The 19,637-nt window shown below is 54.4% G+C and carries 17 protein-coding genes; 8 read left to right on the top strand and 9 right to left on the bottom strand.

Features of this window, described 5'->3' with window-relative positions; translation table 11 throughout:
* Positions 1-3 precede the first annotated feature (3 nt).
* The 5 genes from atpI to asnC form a co-directional block, all read right to left on the bottom strand.
* Positions 4-384, bottom strand: a complete 381-nt coding sequence (atpI, locus tag V6940_RS06895; RefSeq protein WP_185668168.1) for a F0F1 ATP synthase subunit I — start codon at positions 382-384, stop codon at positions 4-6.
* A gap of 614 nt (positions 385-998) precedes the next feature.
* On the bottom strand, positions 999-1,622 hold the full coding sequence (rsmG, locus tag V6940_RS06890; RefSeq protein ID WP_333495341.1) for a 16S rRNA (guanine(527)-N(7))-methyltransferase RsmG: 624 nt from the start codon (positions 1,620-1,622) through the stop codon (positions 999-1,001).
* Positions 1,623-1,724: 102 nt separating this feature from the next.
* Entirely contained in the window at positions 1,725-3,614 is a 1,890-nt protein-coding gene (gene mnmG, locus V6940_RS06885; RefSeq protein ID WP_333495340.1) for a tRNA uridine-5-carboxymethylaminomethyl(34) synthesis enzyme MnmG, read from the bottom strand.
* Positions 3,615-3,987: 373 nt separating this feature from the next.
* Complete coding sequence (mioC, locus tag V6940_RS06880; RefSeq protein ID WP_333495339.1) at positions 3,988-4,437, bottom strand: FMN-binding protein MioC; 450 nt, start codon at positions 4,435-4,437, stop codon at positions 3,988-3,990.
* Positions 4,438-4,526: 89 nt separating this feature from the next.
* The gene (asnC, locus tag V6940_RS06875; RefSeq protein ID WP_035893632.1) at positions 4,527-4,985 is read right to left on the bottom strand and encodes a transcriptional regulator AsnC; all 459 of its coding nucleotides are present in this window, start codon (positions 4,983-4,985) and stop codon (positions 4,527-4,529) included.
* Between the two features lie 151 nt (positions 4,986-5,136).
* Between asnC and asnA the strand changes: the two genes are divergently transcribed.
* Complete coding sequence (asnA, locus tag V6940_RS06870) at positions 5,137-6,129, top strand: aspartate--ammonia ligase (protein ID WP_333495338.1); 993 nt, start codon at positions 5,137-5,139, stop codon at positions 6,127-6,129.
* Between the two features lie 8 nt (positions 6,130-6,137).
* Here asnA and viaA read toward each other — a convergent pair whose 3' ends face one another.
* Together viaA and ravA are read right to left on the bottom strand one after the other, a co-directional pair.
* Positions 6,138-7,589, bottom strand: a complete 1,452-nt coding sequence (gene viaA / locus V6940_RS06865; RefSeq protein ID WP_333495337.1) for an ATPase RavA stimulator ViaA — start codon at positions 7,587-7,589, stop codon at positions 6,138-6,140.
* The gene (gene ravA, locus V6940_RS06860; protein ID WP_333495336.1) at positions 7,589-9,085 is read right to left on the bottom strand and encodes an ATPase RavA; all 1,497 of its coding nucleotides are present in this window, start codon (positions 9,083-9,085) and stop codon (positions 7,589-7,591) included. Before ravA ends, viaA begins: the two co-directional genes overlap by 1 nt.
* A gap of 219 nt (positions 9,086-9,304) precedes the next feature.
* Here ravA and kup point away from each other — a divergent pair, with 219 nt between their 5' ends.
* From kup to rbsR, 7 genes are all read left to right on the top strand, one after another.
* Positions 9,305-11,173 carry a low affinity potassium transporter Kup gene (gene kup, locus V6940_RS06855; protein ID WP_333495335.1) on the top strand — a complete coding sequence of 623 codons (1,869 nt, stop codon included), beginning with the start codon at positions 9,305-9,307 and terminating at the stop codon, positions 11,171-11,173.
* A gap of 174 nt (positions 11,174-11,347) precedes the next feature.
* Positions 11,348-11,767, top strand: coding sequence for a D-ribose pyranase (gene rbsD / locus V6940_RS06850; protein ID WP_123650958.1), 420 nt, complete (start codon positions 11,348-11,350; stop codon positions 11,765-11,767).
* A gap of 7 nt (positions 11,768-11,774) precedes the next feature.
* Entirely contained in the window at positions 11,775-13,280 is a 1,506-nt protein-coding gene (gene rbsA, locus V6940_RS06845; RefSeq protein ID WP_333495334.1) for a ribose ABC transporter ATP-binding protein RbsA, read from the top strand.
* A 5-nt stretch (positions 13,281-13,285) separates the two neighbouring features.
* Positions 13,286-14,251 (top strand): ribose ABC transporter permease, encoded by a 966-nt coding sequence (gene rbsC / locus V6940_RS06840; RefSeq protein WP_035893646.1) that lies wholly within the window; start codon positions 13,286-13,288, stop codon positions 14,249-14,251.
* Positions 14,252-14,278: 27 nt separating this feature from the next.
* Complete coding sequence (gene rbsB / locus V6940_RS06835) at positions 14,279-15,169, top strand: ribose ABC transporter substrate-binding protein RbsB (protein ID WP_035893648.1); 891 nt, start codon at positions 14,279-14,281, stop codon at positions 15,167-15,169.
* A gap of 113 nt (positions 15,170-15,282) precedes the next feature.
* The gene (gene rbsK, locus V6940_RS06830) at positions 15,283-16,212 is read left to right on the top strand and encodes a ribokinase (RefSeq protein WP_333495333.1); all 930 of its coding nucleotides are present in this window, start codon (positions 15,283-15,285) and stop codon (positions 16,210-16,212) included.
* A gap of 3 nt (positions 16,213-16,215) precedes the next feature.
* On the top strand, positions 16,216-17,208 hold the full coding sequence (rbsR, locus tag V6940_RS06825) for a ribose operon transcriptional repressor RbsR (protein ID WP_333495332.1): 993 nt from the start codon (positions 16,216-16,218) through the stop codon (positions 17,206-17,208).
* 2 nt (positions 17,209-17,210) lie between these two features.
* On the opposite strand, the gene mdtD is transcribed toward rbsR, so the two are convergent.
* Both mdtD and V6940_RS06815 read right to left on the bottom strand, forming a co-directional pair.
* Positions 17,211-18,599 carry a multidrug transporter subunit MdtD gene (gene mdtD, locus V6940_RS06820; protein ID WP_185668180.1) on the bottom strand — a complete coding sequence of 463 codons (1,389 nt, stop codon included), beginning with the start codon at positions 18,597-18,599 and terminating at the stop codon, positions 17,211-17,213.
* A 10-nt stretch (positions 18,600-18,609) separates the two neighbouring features.
* Entirely contained in the window at positions 18,610-19,314 is a 705-nt protein-coding gene (locus tag V6940_RS06815; protein WP_333495331.1) for a FadR/GntR family transcriptional regulator, read from the bottom strand.
* Between the last annotated feature and the right edge of the window lie 323 nt (positions 19,315-19,637).

The following is a 19,637-nucleotide window of genomic DNA, read 5'->3' as shown; positions in this document are numbered from 1 at the left end:
CTTTTACCCTTTGTTGTTAATTACAGCGGGCGCCAGTATCTGAACCACTAGCACCAAAATCCATGTAACGATCAGCGGCAAGAATACCGCCTTTAAAACCGCCAGCGCCACGACCAGTAACACCAGCATCGCAAGCACTTTGAACGCTTCCCCGAAGGCGAACGTCCAGGCCACTCGGCCTTTAGCGGGTGTATGTACCTGGTGACGCCAGGCAAAAATCATAAACAACATATTAGGCAGTAACACTGCCAGGCCTCCGCACGCGGCGGAGATGCCCCAGAAGGGGTCTTTTAGGCTGAACAGCAATCCACTTGCTATCACTGCCAGAAGCTGAATGAACAGAAGCTTTCGTGCAACGTTTCGACTCACGAGCGACATAGACATCACGTTTGTACTCCTGCTCCCTTTGAGGTATGCCGCGTGTCGTATAAAACGTTCTTTAATGCTCTGAGTCAAGCATCAAAAAGCGGTCAAATTATACGGTGACACCCCGTGATTTCAAACAATAAGTAGCCAAAACGTGAATAAATATTTAATTATTTTTCATTCGCGCTGTTTTTCTACTTTTCGCCAAAGTGTGAACGATCGTACAAAACTGCAAATACACCGAAAATAGTGATTACAAAGCGTGCACGAGATCACATATTAAACATTTTCGAGCGAACCGCATAAATCATTGTAGCAAAACGGAAGTTCTCATCATTCTGATATCTAAGACTTAATCCGCCCACTCTTTTAAAAACACCGCGATACAGAACAAAAACCATTCATTGACATTTATAATAATTTATTAACATGACAAAATGACGAACGGGCTGACTTTTAGCAGACTGATATTTTCCATGTTGACTATTTTATGTCTTAACAAAAAAAGCCGCGTTACGGTGAAGATAAACCAAAGTTAATCGCTGGTTAAATATAGCAGGCCGCTGGCGCTAATTGTCGCGTATTTGTTAACGCCAAAGACCCTACTTTTTCTCTACTTTTTTTGATAAAAATTAAATTTTATTTGCTTTAATAATAACCAAATGACGCTCCCCTTCCAGCTGAGGAACTTTTAACGGCACAACGCTCTCGACGCTAAACGGCGCTGGAAGCTGAGCAATTTCCTCTTCCGGAAGCTGCCCCTTCAATGCGTAAAAGCGCCCATCGTCACCAGGAAGGTGGTGGCACCAGGTCACCATGTCTGTCAGCGAAGCAAAAGCACGGCTAATCACACCATCAAACGGCGGTTCAGCCGGGAACGCTTCAACGCGGCTCTGTACTGGCGTGATGTTAGTCAGCGCTAACTCGTGCTGTACCTGGCGCAGGAAGCGGACACGTTTGCCCAGGCTATCCAGCAGCGTGAAGTGAGCATCAGGACGCACGATAGACAACGGAACACCCGGCAGGCCAGGTCCCGTACCGACGTCGATAAAGCGTTCACCTTTGAGCGACGGCGCAACCACGATGCTGTCGAGAATATGGCGGACCAGCATCTCGTTAGGATCGCGAACCGAAGTCAGGTTGTAGGCTTTGTTCCACTTGTGCAGCATATCCACGTATGCCACAAGCTGGTTTTTCTGGTGATCGGAGAGGGAAATTCCTGCTTCATTCAGCAGTCGGGAGAGTTTGTTGAGCACGGAGAATACCTGTTAGCGATAATCTGCCGGAAGACGGCTTCGCCCTATCCGGCCTAGGTTGTCGGCCCGGCAAGCGTAGCGCTACCGGGCATGTTCGGTGCATTAAGCGCTGCGGCGCAGCAGCCCCTGTTTTTTCAGCCATACCAGCAGAATAGAGATTGCCGCTGGCGTGATCCCGGAGATACGGGACGCCTGGCCTATCGAAACCGGTTTGTGATCGTTGAGTTTAGCGATCACTTCGTTGGACAGGCCGTTAACCTGGCGGTAGTCCAGCGTTGCAGGCAGCAGGGTATTTTCGTTGCGCTGCTGTTTCTCGATTTCGTCCTGCTGACGGGCGATATAGCCTTCGTATTTAACCTGAATTTCTACCTGCTCTGCTGCCTGCTCATCTTCCAGCATAGGCACAAATGGCGTCAACGCGGTCAGCTGTTCGTAGGTCATTTCCGGACGACGCAGCAAATCTTCACCGCTGGCTTCACGCGTAAGTGGCGCACTCAGGTGAGCATTCACTTCGGCCACAGACTCCGATGACGGTGTAATCCAGGTAGATTTCAGGCGCTGGCGTTCACGTTCAATGTTCTCCAGCTTCTCGTTGAAGCGCGCCCAACGAACGTCGTCCACCATTCCCAGCTCACGACCGATTTCGGTCAGACGCAGATCGGCGTTGTCTTCACGCAGCATCAGACGGTATTCCGCACGGGAGGTGAACATGCGGTACGGTTCTTTGGTACCGAGCGTGCAAAGGTCGTCCACCAGCACGCCGAGGTAAGCCTGATCGCGACGTGGCGCCCAGCCCTCTTTGTCGGCAGACAGACGAGCTGCGTTAAGCCCGGCCAGCATGCCTTGGGCGGCAGCTTCTTCATAGCCGGTGGTGCCGTTGATTTGGCCAGCAAAGAACAGACCGTGGATAAATTTGCTTTCCAGTGTGAGTTTCAGATCGCGCGGGTCGAAGAAATCGTACTCAATGGCGTAGCCAGGGCGAACGATTCGCGCGTTTTCCATCCCCTGCATGGAGCGGACAATTTGCATCTGCACATCAAACGGCAGGCTGGTGGAAATACCGTTTGGATAAATTTCGTTGGAGGTGAGTCCTTCCGGCTCCAGGAATACCTGATGCTGGTTACGATCGGCAAAGCGCATCACTTTATCTTCGATCGATGGGCAATAGCGCGGGCCGATCCCTTCGATCACGCCGGCGTACATTGGGCTGCGATCGAGGTTATTGCGGATCACTTCATGCGTTTTCTCGTTGGTATGCGTGACGTAGCACGGCATCTGACGAGGGTGCTGAGCGGCGTTCCCCAGGAAGGAGAAGACCGGCAGCGGATTATCGCTGTTTTGCTGGCCCAGGACGCTAAAGTCGATGGTACGCGCATCGATACGCGGTGGTGTACCCGTTTTCAGGCGACTTACGCGTAGCGGCAGTTCACGCAGACGGCGAGACAGCGGGATAGACGGTGGATCGCCTGCGCGGCCACCGCTGTAGTTATCCAGACCAATGTGAATTTTGCCGTCAAGGAAGGTTCCGACGGTCAGTACCACCGCTTTGGCGCGGAATTTGAGCCCCATCTGGGTCACGGCGCCAACAACGCGATCGTTCTCAACAATCAGATCTTCAACCGCCTGCTGGAAGATCATCAGGTTCGGCTGGTTCTCCAGCGCAGTGCGTACCGCCTGCCGATAGAGTACGCGATCCGCTTGTGCACGGGTAGCTCGAACGGCCGGACCTTTGCTGGCGTTTAGTATCCTAAACTGAATACCTGCCTGGTCGATCGCCGTCGCCATCAGGCCGCCAAGGGCATCCACTTCTTTTACCAGGTGTCCTTTCCCAATGCCGCCAATCGCCGGGTTGCAGCTCATCTGCCCCAACGTGTCGATATTGTGTGTCAAAAGCAGAGTCTGTTGACCCATACGCGCTGCGGCCATTGCGGCCTCAGTGCCTGCATGACCCCCGCCAATGATGATGACGTCAAAAGGATCCTGATAAAACATGGTGGTTTGCCTCGCGTAAAGCGGTTTGAAAATGGATTGAAGCCCGGGCCGTGGATTCTACTCAACTTTAGTCGATGGAGAAAGGGTTCGGATCTTGGGTATTAAAAAGAAGATCTTTTTATTTAGAGATCTGTTCTATTGTGATCTCTTATTAGGATCGCCAACCTTTGTGGATAAGTCCGATCCTGATTTTAAGATCAACCGTTTAAGAAGGATCGTTAGCTGTGAATGATCGGTGATCCTGTTCAGTATAAGCTGGGATCAAAACGAAGGGTTATACACAGGTCAAAAACCAGACAGAAGTTATTCTTTGGATAACTACCGGTTGATCCAAGCTTTTAACCAGAGTTATCCACACAATAAATTCCGATCTTTACAAATCTCTGAGCAAAAGATGCCACGATCCCAACCAAATTTCGGCCGGATCTTCAGGAATCTCATGTTCGAGCACGTTGATCTTCAGCGTTTCGCCAATCTGTTTGGCCCCGCAGGCCTTCAGTTCAGCATCCAGCTTATCGATCGCGCCGCAAAACGTGTCATATTCGCGGCTGCCAATCCCGATTGCGCCGAAGCGAACCTGGGAGAGATCCGGTTTTTGCTCACGTAAAGCTTCATATAAAGGCAGCAGGTTGTCAGGAATGTCTCCTGCACCGTGCGTCGAGCTGATAACCAGCCAGATCCCTTCCGTCGGCAGGTCATCCAGCATCGGTCCGTGCTGCATTTCGCTGGTAAAACCGGCATCTTCCAGTTTTTCAGCCAAATGCTCTGCTACATATTCCGCACTGCCGAGAGTACTGCCGCTGATAAGAGTGATATCTGCCATGATCGCCCACCTATATATAGAGGAGGGCATTGTACGCTGTGTGTGAGCTGGGATCTACCTGTGGAAAAATGTGGGATTAAAAAAGCCGATCACGGCTTGATGGTACGCATGATCGGGTTCTGCAGGACGATCAGGGTTTCGGTGGACTGAATTTCATCAATTGTTTGGATCTTGTTGATAAGTACCTGCTGCAGGGCATCGATAGATTTGCACATTACCTTAATAAAGATGCTGTAGTGCCCGGTGGTGTAGTACGCCTCGGTGACCTCGTCCAGACTTTCCAGCCTTGCCAGCGCCGAAGGATAGTCCTTGGCGCTCTTCAGAATGATGCCGATAAAGCAGCCTACGTCATAACCCAGCTGCTTAGGACTCACGTCGACGTGCGCGCCGGTAATAATCCCCGCCTGCTTCATCTTCTCTACGCGAACGTGAATGGTACCGGGGCTCACGGCGAACTGTTTAGCCAGTTCGGCATAGGCGGTACGGGCATTGGCCATTAATGCCTCAAGGATGCCGCGATCCAGATTGTCGATTTGATAATTTTCCATAGCTTTTTCTTATGAAGATTGATGATTCACTCTATTTTAGCCTGTTATTTTATTGAATCAAAAGTGAGTAAGGCTTTTTATTGTTTGATTATTGAATTGGTGTCCTGTTTTGTTGCTTAATCAATACCAACAGGACGCAGGAGTAAAAATAATGAAAACCGCATACATCGCAAAACAACGCCAGATTAGTTTCGTTAAATCCTATTTTTCCCGTCAGTTGGAAGAGAAGCTAGGGTTCGTAGAAGTCCAGGCGCCGATCTTAAGCCGCGTGGGAGATGGGACACAGGACAACCTGTCTGGTTGCGAGAAGGCGGTTCAGGTGAAGGTGAAAACACTGCCAGATGCCCAGTTCGAAGTGGTTCACTCCCTTGCGAAGTGGAAACGTCAAACCCTGGGACAACACGACTTCAGCGCGGGCGAAGGGCTGTACACGCACATGAAGGCCCTTCGCCCCGATGAAGACCGACTCACCGCCATTCACTCCGTTTACGTTGACCAGTGGGACTGGGAGCGCGTAATGGGTGATGAAGAGCGCCATATCGGCACGCTGGAAAGCACCGTGAAGGCCATCTGGGCGGGTATTAAAGAAACCGAAGCTGCCGTGAGCAAAGAATTTGGTCTGACACCGTTCCTGCCAGAACAGATCCACTTCGTTCATAGCGAAACGCTGCTGAGCCGCTACCCTGGCCTTGATGCGAAAGGGCGTGAGCGCGCGATCGCCAAAGAGCTGGGCGCGGTCTTCCTGATCGGGATCGGCGGTAAACTGTCTGACGGCCAGCGTCACGATGTCCGTGCGCCAGACTATGACGACTGGAGCACTCAGAGCGCTTCCGGCCTCTCTGGCCTGAACGGTGATATTCTAGTGTGGAACCCGGTGCTGGAAGACGCCTTCGAGCTTTCCTCTATGGGGATCCGCGTCGATGCTAAAGCGCTGAAGCACCAGTTGGCATTAACCGGTGATGAAGATCGTCTGCAGCTGGAGTGGCATCAGGCGCTGCTGCGCGGTGAAATGCCGCAGACTATTGGCGGCGGTATTGGTCAGTCTCGTTTGACGATGCTGCTGCTGCAACTCTCCCACATTGGGCAGGTGCAGTGTGGCGTATGGCCAACACAGGTTCGTGAGAGCGTCTCCGCCCTGCTGTAATGCTTAAATCAACGCTGCCAGCGTCTTAGCAGGCGGCTTCTCAACCCGGTATCAAAGCGCCAGATATGATCGAAGATGCGCATGATCCCGGGTTTTCCATGTGCAGACATCGCCACCGCATGAAAACGGTGCTGGTATTTGTGCTGTAAATCCCCCACCTTCTTCACTACCTCATCCGGCAGCCGCTGGGCGATAAAATCGGAAATGACCACTGCGTCGGCATCCTGCCACTGCGGGTTTTGCAACTGCTCGATAACCGCGCGCAGACAGCTTGCCATATCGGTGCCGCCGCGAAAACGCTGGCTTAAAAAGCGAATTGCCTGCTCCAGCCCCTGACGATCGGTGAGCTCATAGCGCACCACTTCCGTGGAGAACAGCATGATGTAGCAGCGGCGATTATCCGCCAGCGCCACGCGCATCAGTGCAAGGCAGAAGGCTTTGGCGCACTGCTCGTTGAAGCCGCCCATCGAGCCGGAAGTATCTACGCAGACTACAAACGGGCCGCGCGGCTGTTCGTCTTCATCCTGGCGAACCACCGGGCGCTCGGTAACCTTCTCACGCCAGGCATCGCCGTGCAGGCGGTAGGTCAGCAGCTGTTTCTCCACCAGCCGACGGTAAAACTCATACTCCAGCTCGGTCATCCCCAGCGTCGCCAGCTCCGGCGGCAGCAGGCGCAGAATATCGTCGCTTTGCTGAATGCCATCGACCTGCTCTGGCACGGTGGAGGGTTCGCGCACCATGGTGCGGAAGGTCTCCATTGGCGCATCTTTTTTCGGCACGGATTTCGCTTCGCGGGAACGCCCGAGCTGTTCCGCCAGGCGCATCAGTTCAGGCTGCTGGCTGAGAAACTCGCCGTATTTGACGATCAGCTGATAGTCACCGCGCTTGAGCTGCCCGGCGCTCATGTCCCACAGCCGCCCACCGGCGCTGTCGTTCTCCACCAGCACTGGCTCCAGCTGGCCGCTTAAGGTCATGCGCTCCTGCACCTCGCTCAACAGCTGTTCGCGCTCTTCTTCCAGCATCTGCTGATTAAGCGATGTCACCTGAACGACCAGACTCAGCCGCCAGCGTTGCAGGAACAGGGTATGTAGCGCGGGGGTAAAGGTCGCATTGTTGGCGACAAGCTGCTGCGCCTGTGCGGCAAACGGCGAATGTAGCCGCGTCAGCAGCGCCAGAATCTGCGGCAGCTGAACAATAAACTGCGCGGTGGAAAGCAGCTGGCTCTGCTGATAGCAGATGACCTCTTCTTCCAGCTCCGGTGGAACCGGAGCCCCTTTCAGGCGGCCCTTAAAGGTGTCGCGCCAGCGGGGAAGATCGTCGGTAATTGCGGTTTTTAAACGGGGAAACTTTTCAAAAAAGATAGCCAACTGCGGCGAGGCCAGCAGGGCGATGATCATCTCTTCGATCATTCCCTCTTCGCTGACCGCCAGCATGACGTTGAGCGTATCGATAGTCAGCATTAAAGCTGCGCCTGCTTAATTTGTGCAGCCACATCCTGCAGGCTGGCTTCAATTCGGCCGAGCCACTCTTCATTAATAAAGAGGCATTTTTGCTGTTCGCTAAAGCGGTTGTGCTGCTGGTGCCACTCTTCATCGAGCGCGAGCAGCTGCTGACGGATTTCTGCCGGCATATTCTCCGTCGTCCCCGTTCCGGGTAATGACAGGCGCGTCCCCTGAAGGCTGACATCCCGCACCACCAGGTGCTGGCTGGCGTCGACTTCCATATTCAGCGCCAGCGCAAAGCCGATGCCGTTGAGCTTGCCGCGAATTTCGCCGCTCTTCTCCAGCCAGTTTGCCAGTGCCTGACGTTCAAAGGCGATATGAATAACTTCTATATCATGCAGCTTGAGCGGTTTTTGCAGCAGCAGCGTCACCGTTGGCGACTGCACCTCTGACGGCAGCTCATAGTGGGGCTTGCGGCTGAACATGCCGCCGAGCCGGGTGACCTTCAGCGCCGTTTTGTCGCTTTGCTGCTGCTGAATTTGCAGACGCTGCTGGGTAATAGCCCCCAGTTTGTTGAGCATCGCCTGCTGCTGCCATGCATGCCCGGTCATCAAAATATCTATTTGTTGTTGCAGCAGATTTCGGCTTTCTGCGTCATGCCAGAGGCACTCTTTTAAGAGGATCAAGTCGATGGGGGCGATCGTATCGCGGCCGCTGAAGAAGGCGCAGGCCTGAAGCAGGCGGATCGCTTTTTTCCAGCGACGGTCGGAGATATAAGGCGCATTCGGCAGATTATCGAGCTGCTGGCGTAGGGTGAAGATCAGCTCAAACACCGCATCCGGCAGCTTCACGTTGCCGATATCCTTCTGCCACTGGAAGTACTCTTCATCGGTGACCTGAAGGTTGGCCGGAATCGGGTTGTCGTTCTCATCCTGCTGGCTAATCAGCATCGAACGGAAATTGCCTTTGTCCTGTACTTTGTCGAGCCACAGGCGAATCAGCATACGGTCATATAGCGCTTCGAGGCTGCTTTCCGCTTCCGGCAGTTCATTGGAGGCCGTCACCAGCAGGCGCATTGGGATTTTTTCGACGCTGGCGCCGTTACGGAAGTGACGCTCGTTAATGGCGGTCAGCAAAGTGTTCAGAATCGCCGGGCCGGCTTTCCAGATCTCATCAAGGAAGACGATTTCCGCTTCTGGCAAGTAGCCAGCGGTCAGACGCTCATAGCGCCCTTCATCTTTTAAGGCCTGAATAGAGAGCGGGCCGAATACCTCTTCCGGCGTAGAGAAACGGGTCATCAGGTATTCAAAGGCGCGGGCGTGCTGGAAGGCAAATTTCAGGCGGCGGGCGATCAGGCTTTTGGCGATACCTGGAGGGCCGAGTAAAAACACACTCTCACCGCTGAGGGCCGCCAACAGACAGAGCCGCATGGCGTGACTACGCTCAAAAAGGCCCTTCTCCAGCGCGCTGCTCAGGCGCGAAATTCTTTCTGCTAATAAATGTGGTTGCGCCATAATTAAGTTGCGTCCTTTCACCGTTTATTCTGCTAACTGGCTGAGTATAGACGTATAACTCTTTAGGTGAATAGCCTGAATAGTACCTCGCTATTTATTGAGGCAGGTTAAGATGACGCAATTAAGGGGTACGATTTTGATGTTAATCGTGCATACTGTGCGCTTTTGGTGGGCCAAGGGACTAGGCACACATTTGTTTCGTAAACGAAAGACTAGTCTATGAGCACTGATAAGAAACAATCTTTATCAGCGATTACACTCGCTGCAATTGGCGTGGTATACGGCGACATCGGTACCAGCCCTCTTTATACGCTTCGTGAATGTTTGTCTGGGCAGTTTGGTTTTGGCGTTGAACGTGACGCGGTTTTTGGCTTCCTGTCATTAATTTTCTGGCTGCTGATTTTTACAGTATCACTCAAATACATTACCTTCGTAATGCGCGCGGATAACGCCGGTGAAGGCGGGATCCTTACGCTGATGTCACTTGCTGGGCGTAATACCTCCGCAAAGACGACATCAATACTGGTGATCCTTGGGCTTATTGGGGGAAGCTTCTTCTATGGTGAAGTGGTCATTACCCCGGCTATCTCGGTGATGTCAGCGATCGAAGGTCTGGAGATCATCGCGCCTACGCTTGATACCTGGATTGTCCCCATTTCAATCATCGTCCTGACGCTGCTTTTTGCTATCCAGAAGCACGGTACCAGCATGGTCGGTAAACTGTTCGCACCGATTATGCTTATCTGGTTCTTGCTGCTGGCGGTACTGGGCGCGCGGAGCATTATTGCTAACCCGGAAGTTCTGCATGCCCTGAACCCTTTCTGGGCGGTGAACTTCTTCCTGCAATATAAAACCGTCTCTTTCGTCGCACTGGGCGCGGTGGTGCTGTCGATTACCGGCGTGGAAGCGCTGTATGCCGATATGGGGCACTTCGGGAAATTACCGATTCGTCTGGCCTGGTTCTCGGTGGTTCTGCCTTCACTGGTGTTGAACTACTTTGGTCAGGGCGCACTGCTGTTAAAGCACCCGGAAGCCATTAAGAACCCATTCTTCCTGCTAGCGCCTGATTGGGCGTTGATTCCAATGCTGGTGATTGCGGCATTGGCGACGGTTATCGCCTCTCAGGCGGTTATCTCCGGGGTCTTCTCGTTGACTCGCCAGGCGGTGCGCCTGGGGTATCTGTCACCTATGCGCATTATTCATACCTCGGAAATGGAGTCCGGCCAGATTTATATTCCGTTTATCAACTGGCTGCTTTATATCTCGGTAGTCGTCGTGATTGTCAGTTTTGAGCACTCCTCAAACCTGGCGGCGGCGTATGGTATTGCCGTGACCGGGACCATGGTATTGACGACGATTCTGTTCACCACGGTGGCACGCAAGAACTGGCGCTGGAATAAGTTCTTTGTGGCGCTGCTGTTTGTGGCGTTTATGTGCATCGACATTCCGCTGTTCTCGGCGAACCTCGATAAAATCGTCTCCGGTGGTTGGCTGCCGCTGACCCTGGCGCTGATCATGTTCACCATCATGACGACCTGGAAAAGCGAGCGCTTCCGCCTGCTGCGTCGTATGCATGAACACGGCAACTCTCTGGAAGCGATGATCGCCTCACTGGAGAAATCGCCGCCGGTACGCGTGCCAGGCACCGCGGTGTATATGTCTCGTGCGCTGAACGTGATTCCGTTTGCCATGCTGCATAACCTCAAGCACAACAAGGTGCTGCACGAGCGGGTTATCCTGCTGACGCTGCGTACCGAAGATGCGCCGTACGTACATAACGTTCGCCGCGTGCAGATTGAGCAGCTCTCACCAACCTTCTGGCGCGTCGTGGCCAGCTACGGCTGGCGTGAAACGCCAAACGTGGAAGAGGTGTTCCACCGCTGCGGTCTGGAAGGCTTAAGCTGCCGAATGATGGAAACGTCGTTCTTTATGTCGCATGAATCGCTGATTGTCGGCAAACGCCCATGGTACCTGCGTCTGCGCGGCAAGCTCTACCTGCTGCTGCAGCGCAACGCGCTTCGCGCACCGGATCAGTTCGAGATTCCGCCGAACCGCGTTATCGAACTGGGCACCCAGGTCGAAATCTAACGCTATCAACGCCCTCCCTCATTCTGACGGAGGGCGTTTTTTTATTCCCCCTCCTTCATTCGCGAAACGTTTCGATGGCGATCACATTTCTATAACCTGATGGTGGTTTTCTGTTCATTCTTCAGATTAAACTGATGCTAGCGAAACGTTTCGCTAGTGGAGCAAGAAAACAAAATGAAGAAAGGCACGGTACTCAACTCTGAAATCTCGTCGGTTATCTCCCGTTTAGGGCATACCGATACGCTGGTGGTGTGCGATGCGGGCTTACCTATTCCTCGCAGCACGGCGCGCATTGATATGGCGCTGACCCAGGGCGTTCCCACCTTTATGCAGGTGCTGGGCGTGGTGACGCAAGAGATGCAGGTCGAGGCCGCCATTCTCGCCGCGGAAATTCAGCAACATAATCCGCAGCTCCACGAAGCGTTGCTCAAACACATTGAGCAGCTGCAGCAACACCAGGGAAACACCATTGATGTTCGTTACGTCTCACATGAACAGTTCAAACAACAAACCGCAGACAGTCAGGCGGTGATTCGCAGCGGGGAATGCTCCCCGTATGCGAATATCATTCTCTGTGCTGGCGTCACCTTCTGAGGCCATCATGGACGCACTCTTACAACTGAAAGGGATCGATAAATCGTTCCCGGGCGTAAAGGCGCTCTCCGGCGCCGCGCTGAACGTCTACTCCGGTCGCGTGATGGCGCTGGTGGGCGAAAACGGCGCGGGGAAATCCACCATGATGAAAGTGCTGACCGGGATCTACGCCCGCGATGCCGGTTCATTATTGTGGCTGGGTAAAGAGACCACCTTTAATGGCCCTAAATCTTCCCAGGAAGCCGGTATTGGCATCATCCACCAGGAGCTGAACCTGATCCCGCAGCTGACGATTGCCGAGAATATTTTCCTCGGCCGTGAGTTCGTCAATCGCTTTGGCAAAATCGACTGGAAAAAGATGTATGCCGAGGCCGATATCCTGCTGGCAAAACTCAATCTGCGCTTTAAGAGCGACCGCCTGGTGGGTGACCTCTCTATCGGCGATCAGCAGATGGTGGAAATTGCCAAGGTGCTGAGCTTTGAGTCGAAGGTCATCGTAATGGATGAACCGACCGATGCGCTGACCGATACCGAAACCGAATCCCTGTTCCGCGTCATCCGCGAATTGAAATCGCAGGGGCGCGGCATTGTCTATATCTCCCACCGCATGAAAGAGATTTTCGAGATCTGCGACGACGTCACCGTGTTCCGCGACGGGCAGTTTATTGCCGAGCGTGAAGTGGCGAGCCTCAACGAAGATCGTCTGATTGAAATGATGGTCGGACGTAAGCTCGAAGATCAGTATCCGCATCTTGATAAAGCGCCGGGTGAGATCCGTCTGAAGGTGGATGCACTGTGTGGGCCAGGCGTGGAAAACGTCTCCTTCACGCTGCGTAAAGGCGAAATCCTGGGCGTTGCCGGGCTGATGGGCGCGGGTCGTACCGAACTGATGAAGGTGCTGTACGGTGCACTGCCGCGCACCAGTGGCTACGTAACCCTCGACGGTCATGAAGTGGTGACCCGTTCGCCGCAGGACGGCCTGGCAAACGGCATCGTTTATATCTCCGAAGACCGTAAGCGCGATGGCCTGGTGCTGGGCATGTCGGTGAAAGAGAACATGTCGCTGACCGCGCTGCGCTATTTCAGCCGTGCCGGCGGTGGCCTGAAGCATAAAGACGAACAGCAGGCGGTCGGCGATTTTATTCGCCTGTTTAACGTCAAAACCCCTTCTATGGAACAGGCTATCGGCCTGCTCTCCGGCGGTAATCAGCAGAAAGTGGCGATTGCCCGCGGCCTGATGACCCGTCCGAAGGTACTGATCCTCGATGAGCCGACGCGTGGCGTCGATGTCGGGGCGAAGAAAGAGATTTACCAGCTTATCAACCAGTTCAAGGCCGACGGCCTGAGCATCATTCTGGTCTCTTCCGAGATGCCAGAAGTCCTGGGGATGAGCGATCGCATTATTGTGATGCATGAAGGGCATCTCGGCGGTGAGTTTTCACGCGAGCAGGCCACCCAGGAAGTATTAATGGCTGCCGCAGTGGGCAAGCTTAACCGCGTGAACCAGGAGTAAAAAAGATGACAACCCAGTCTGTGGCGGGTCGCCGCTATTTCACTAAAGCATGGCTGCTGGAGCAAAAATCGCTGATAGCCTTGCTGGTGCTGATAGCGATCGTATCGACCATGAGCCCGAACTTTTTTACCGTCAATAACCTGTTCAACATCCTGCAGCAAACCTCCGTGAATGCGATCATGGCGGTCGGGATGACGCTGGTCATTTTAACGTCGGGGATCGACCTGTCCGTCGGTTCTCTGCTGGCGTTGACCGGCGCGGTCGCCGCGTCGATTGTGGGCATCGAAGTTAATGCGCTGGTGGCGGTTGCTGCCGCACTCGCATTAGGTGCCGCAATCGGGGCCGTTACCGGCGTTATTGTCGCCAAAGGGCGCGTTCAGGCGTTTATCGCCACGCTGGTGATGATGCTGCTGCTGCGCGGTGTGACGATGGTGTATACCAACGGCAGTCCGGTGAACACTGGATTTACCGATAACGCCGATGTCTTTGGCTGGTTCGGGATTGGCCGCCCGCTGGGCATCCCTACTCCGGTATGGATCATGGGGATTGTTTTCCTGGCCGCGTGGTACATGCTGCATCACACCCGTCTGGGTCGTTATATCTATGCGCTGGGCGGGAACGAAGCGGCAACGCGTCTTTCCGGTATCAGCGTTAATAAAGTCAAAATTATCGTCTACTCTCTGTGCGGGCTGCTGTCGGCGCTGGCGGGGATTATCGAAGTGGCGCGTCTCTCCTCTGCGCAACCGACGGCGGGTACCGGCTATGAGCTGGATGCTATCGCGGCGGTGGTGCTGGGCGGAACCAGCCTGGCAGGCGGTAAAGGTCGTATCGTCGGCACGCTTATCGGTGCGCTGATTCTTGGGTTCTTGAACAACGGTTTGAACTTGTTAGGCGTTTCTTCTTATTACCAGATGATCGTTAAAGCAGTCGTCATTTTGCTGGCGGTGCTGGTGGACAACAAAAAGCAGTAATTCACGACACTACAGGACATCTTAGATATGAACATGAAAAAACTGGCTACCCTGGTTTCTGCGGTTGCGCTGAGCGCCACCGTGAGTGCGAACGCGATGGCGAAAGACACCATTGCGCTGGTTATCTCAACGCTGAATAACCCGTTCTTCGTCTCCCTGAAAGATGGCGCGCAGAAAGAAGCCGATAAACTGGGTTACAACCTGGTGGTTCTGGACTCACAGAATAACCCGGCGAAAGAGCTGGCTAACGTTCAGGATTTAACGGTTCGTGGCACCAAAATTCTGCTGATCAACCCAACTGACTCCGATGCTGTCGGTAACGCTATCAAGATGGCTAACCAGGCAAAAATCCCGGTTATCACCCTGGACCGCGTTGCCTCTAAAGGCGAGGTCGTGAGCCACATTGCTTCTGATAACGTGCTGGGCGGTAAAATCGCGGGTGATTACATCGCGAAAAAAGCCGGTGAAGGCGCGAAGGTTATCGAACTACAGGGGATTGCCGGGACTTCCGCAGCGCGTGAGCGTGGCGAAGGCTTCCAGCAGGCCGTTGCCGCTCACAAATTTAACGTTCTGGCGAGCCAGCCTGCCGACTTTGACCGTACTAAAGGTCTGAACGTGATGCAGAACCTGCTGACTGCGCATCCTGACGTGAAAGCGGTCTTCGCACAGAACGACGAAATGGCGCTGGGCGCCCTGCGCGCGCTGCAAACTGCCGGTAAATCCGATGTGATGGTGGTTGGGTTTGACGGTACGCCGGATGGCGAGAAAGCAGTAAAAGATGGCAAACTGGCGGCGACTATCGCGCAGTTACCTGACCAGATCGGTGCGACCGGCGTGGAAACCGCTGACAAAGTGCTGAAAGGCGAAAAGGTCCAGGCGAAATATCCTGTTGACCTGAAGCTGGTAATTAAGCAGTAATAACGCGAATGCGATTCAGGCTCTCGCAGCCTGAGGGACAACATCAAAAATAAAAGCAGGGCACGCGCCACCGGTAAGTCAACCGGTGGCGCATCTTACCGGACACTCTGAAAATGAAAACCGCAGGCAAACTCGTCGTCCTTGGCAGCATCAATGCCGATCACATTCTCAATCTTGAATCTTTCCCGACGCCTGGCGAAACCGTCACCGGTAGCCATTATCAGGTCGCTTTCGGCGGCAAAGGCGCAAACCAGGCGGTTGCCGCTGGGCGCAGCGGTGCGGATATTGCGTTTATTGCCTGCACGGGCGACGACGATATCGGTGAGCGCATCCGTAAACAGTTACAGGTTGACCGCATTGACGTTGCGCCGGTAAGCGCCGTGGCGGGCGAGTCGACCGGCGTAGCGCTGATCTTCGTGAACGGTGAAGGCGAAAACGTCATTGGTATCCATGCCGGAGCCAACGCCGCATTATCCACGGTATTAGTCGATGCGCAGCGTGAGCGCATTGCGAAGGCTGATGCGCTGCTGATGCAGCTTGAATCCCCGCTGGACAGCGTACTGCTGGCCGCACAGATTGCCCACCAGAACCAGACCACCGTGGTATTAAACCCGGCTCCGGCGCGCGAGCTGTCGGACGAACTCCTGTCGCTGGTGGATATTATTACCCCGAACGAAACCGAAGCCGAGAAGTTGACCGGTGTGCGGGTAGAAAACGATGAAGACGCCGCGAAAGCCGCGCAGGTTCTGCATGCCAAAGGTATCGATACGGTGATCATCACCCTCGGCAGCCGTGGCGTATGGGCCAGCGTGAAGGGCGAAGGCCGTCGCGTGCCGGGCTTTAAAGTCCAGGCCATCGATACCATTGCCGCGGGTGATACCTTTAACGGTGCGCTGATGACCGCGTTGCTGGAAAACACGCCGTTGGCGGAGGCGCTGCGTTTTGCTCATGCAGCTGCTGCCATCGCCGTAACGCGTAAAGGCGCTCAGCCATCGGTTCCATGGCGTGAAGAGATCGACGAATTTTTACGTCAACAGGGGTAATGCTTGGCCACGATGAAGGATGTTGCTCGCCTGGCGGGCGTTTCCACCTCAACCGTATCGCACGTCATCAATAAAGACCGCTTCGTCAGCGAGGCGATTACCGAGAAAGTTGATGCGGCCATCAAAACGCTGAACTACGCGCCGTCGGCGCTGGCGCGTAGCCTCAAGCTGAATCAGACCCACACGATTGGCATGCTGATCACCGCCAGTACCAACCCGTTCTATTCTGAACTGGTGCGCGGCGTCGAGCGCAGCTGCTTCGAGCGCGGCTATAGCCTGGTGCTGTGCAATACCGAAGGCGACGAGCAGCGGATGAACCGCAATCTTGAAACGCTGATGCAAAAGCGCGTTGATGGACTGCTGCTGCTGTGCACCGAAACGCACCAGCCGTCGCTGGAGATCATGCAGCGCTACCCTTCTATTCCGTCCGTGATGATGGACTGGGCACCGTTCGACGGCGACAGCGACCTGATTCAGGACAATTCGCTGTTTGGCGGCGATATGGCGACCCGTTACCTGATTGAACGCGGCCATACGCGCATTGCCTGCATTGCTGGCCCGTTGGATAAAACCCCGGCGCGTTTGCGCCTGGAGGGATACCGGGAAGCGATGCATAACGCGAAGCTGCCCATCCCGGACGGCTATGAGATTACCAGCGACTTCGAATTCGGCGGCGGTCTGGAAGCGATGCAGCAGCTACTGAAGCATCCCGAGCGCCCGGATGCGGTCTTTGTCGGCAATGATGCCATGGCGGTCGGTGCCTATCAGGCGCTGTATCAGGCGGGTTTGCGTATTCCGCAGGATATGGCAGTGATTGGCTATGATGACATCGAGCTGGCGCGCTATATGACGCCGCCGCTGACCACCATTCACCAGCCGAAAGATGAACTTGGCGAACTGGCGATTGATGTGTTGATTCATCGTATCGCCCAGCCCGGGCAGAAACAGCAGCGTATGCAGCTGACGCCCGAGCTGGTGGTTCGCGGCTCTGTGTGAGGCTAGTGCTTTTCTTTTATTAGATTGCGGCCATCTTTCGGCCGCAGCAGCAAGAACATCAGCGCGGATATCGCCGTAATCACGCCCATGGTAATAAAGGTATAGTGGAACTGATCGATGGTTGAACCCACGATACTCTGATAGGAACGCAGCACCGCGGCGCTGATGGCAACCCCCAGACTAATCGACAACTGTTGGGTCACCGCCAGCAGGCTATTGCCGCCGCTGGCGTTATCGTCCGTCAGGTCGGCAAGCGTAATGGTGTTCATCGAGGTGAACTGCGTAGACATCGCCATCCCCAGCACCAACAGCGGCAGAATCAACATCCATATCGGCATCGACGGCGATTGCAGCGAGAACTGCGCGATCATCAGGCCAATAAACAGCGTGACCCCCACCAGTGTTTTCCTATATCCCAAACGGCGCAGTACCGCAGTAACGGTCGATTTTGCAATAATCGAACCGATAGCCGTCGGCGCCATCATGCAGCCGGCGATCAGCGCCGGGTAGCCGAAACCCACCTGTAGCATCAAGGGCATCAGGAACGGTACGCAGCCGGTACCCAGACGCGTTGCCAGGTTTCCGGCGATACCGACGGAAAAGGTGCGCGTTTTGAACAGTGACAGTGAAATCAGCGGCGTAGGGTGCTTACGCGCGTGGCGGATATAGGCGAGCAGCAGAAGGATGCTGAGCAGGACTATCATTAATGCCACCCAGCCTGACACGATTTGCTCCCCGAGCAACTCCATACCGATGGAGAACAGTACCAGGCTTAGCCCGAAGAGCAGGAAACCGGAGAAATCGAAGCGTCGCCGCGGCGTGGTGAAGTTCGGCATATATTTCCGGGCGTACAGCATCCCGACAACGCCAATCGGTATGTTAATGAGGAAAATCCAGTGCCAGGTGGCCCAGGTGACGAATACGCCGCCGAGCACCGGGCCCAGAATCGGCCCAATCAGGCCCGGCATGGTGACAAAGTTAAGCACCGGCAGCAGTTCGCTGCGCGGGTAGGCGCGCAGTAACGCCAGGCGCGCAACGGGCATCATCATGGCGCCGCCAATCCCTTGAATCACCCGGAAGATAACCAGCTCGGTTAATGAAGAAGAGAGTGCGCAGGCCAAAGAGCCAAGAGTGAACAGACTCACCGCTAACATAAAGACGCGGCGGGTACCGAAACGGTCGGCCAGCCAGCCGCTCACCGGGATCAGCATCGCGACGGTCAGCGTATAGCTGATAATCGCCGACTGCATGGCCAGCGGCGAACGGTTAAGGCTATGGGCGATGGCCGGAAGGGCGGTATTGAGGATGGTGGCGTCCAGCGCCTGCATAAAGAAGGCCATTGCCGCTATCCACGGCAGGCCGGCCATACTCCGCGCTTTCTTTTCTGTCATGCGATGTCCTCTAGACGGCTTCCCGGATATGCGGCGCGTTTAATAATGCCTGGCATGCCAGAAACGCCTGCTGACCGTCGCCATCCTGGATAGCATCAACAATGGCCTGGTGGCTATCCAGTTCGATCACCTCATCTTCAGTAATCGAGGTGAAATAGATGTGGTACACCGAATGGAAGAGCCTGGCGAAGGAGGTCAGGAACGGATTCGCGCTCATTTCATAGATGTGCTCGTGCCAGGAGGTGTCGATATCAATCCAGCGAGTACGGTCGAACGCTTTCTCTAGCGTCGCCATCTCTTCCATCAATGTATTGAGATGTGCTTTCTGTTCCGCCGTGCCTAGCGTCGCGGCTAGCATGCAGGCCTGAGGCTCGAGGCTGCGGCGCAGCACCAGGAAGTGTTTCATCACCGACTGGAAATTATCTGCGGTCAGCCACCAGGAGATAAGCTCGGTGTCGAGGAAGTTCCAGTGTGCCTGAGGCATAACGCGCGTACCAATGCGCGGGCGCGGGAGCAGCATGCCTTTTGCCGAAAGGGTTTTTACCGCTTCACGAACGGCGGTTCGACTGACGCCGAAAATCTCGCCCAGCTCCATCTCGCCGGGGAGGATGCTTTCCGGCGGGTATTCGCCGGTTAATATCTTCTGGGCTATTTTCTCAGCCAGGACCCAGGAGATGTTCTTTTGAGCTGCCAGTTGCTGTGCGCTTAGAGACATAAATGCCATTCCTATTATTTATCTTTCTTTAGTATGCCATTTGATGTGCTGAATCGGTGTTAAAAACAGCAGTTCGGGCCTTTAACGGTGCATTGCTGCACGATTTGTTGAAAAAGAGAGCGGGCGATAAATTATTTTAAATTTATGCTTGCGGGATCTCAATTACTCCCTATAATGCGGCCCCACTGAGACGGAACAACGGCAAACAAGCCGCCGGGTCAGCGAGGTTCTCCTGAGAATCTCGACAGAGAAAAGCGAAATTAAACGCTTGACTCTGAAAGAGGAAAGCGTAATATACGCCACCTCGCAACAGTGAGCGAAAG

It is taken from the genome of Kluyvera sp. CHPC 1.251 (assembly GCF_036759945.1).
Taxonomy (GTDB): Bacteria; Pseudomonadota; Gammaproteobacteria; order Enterobacterales; family Enterobacteriaceae; genus Kluyvera; species Kluyvera sichuanensis.
Note: the sequence above shows the minus strand (reverse complement) of the source record. Positions and strands in the feature narration are given on the sequence as shown.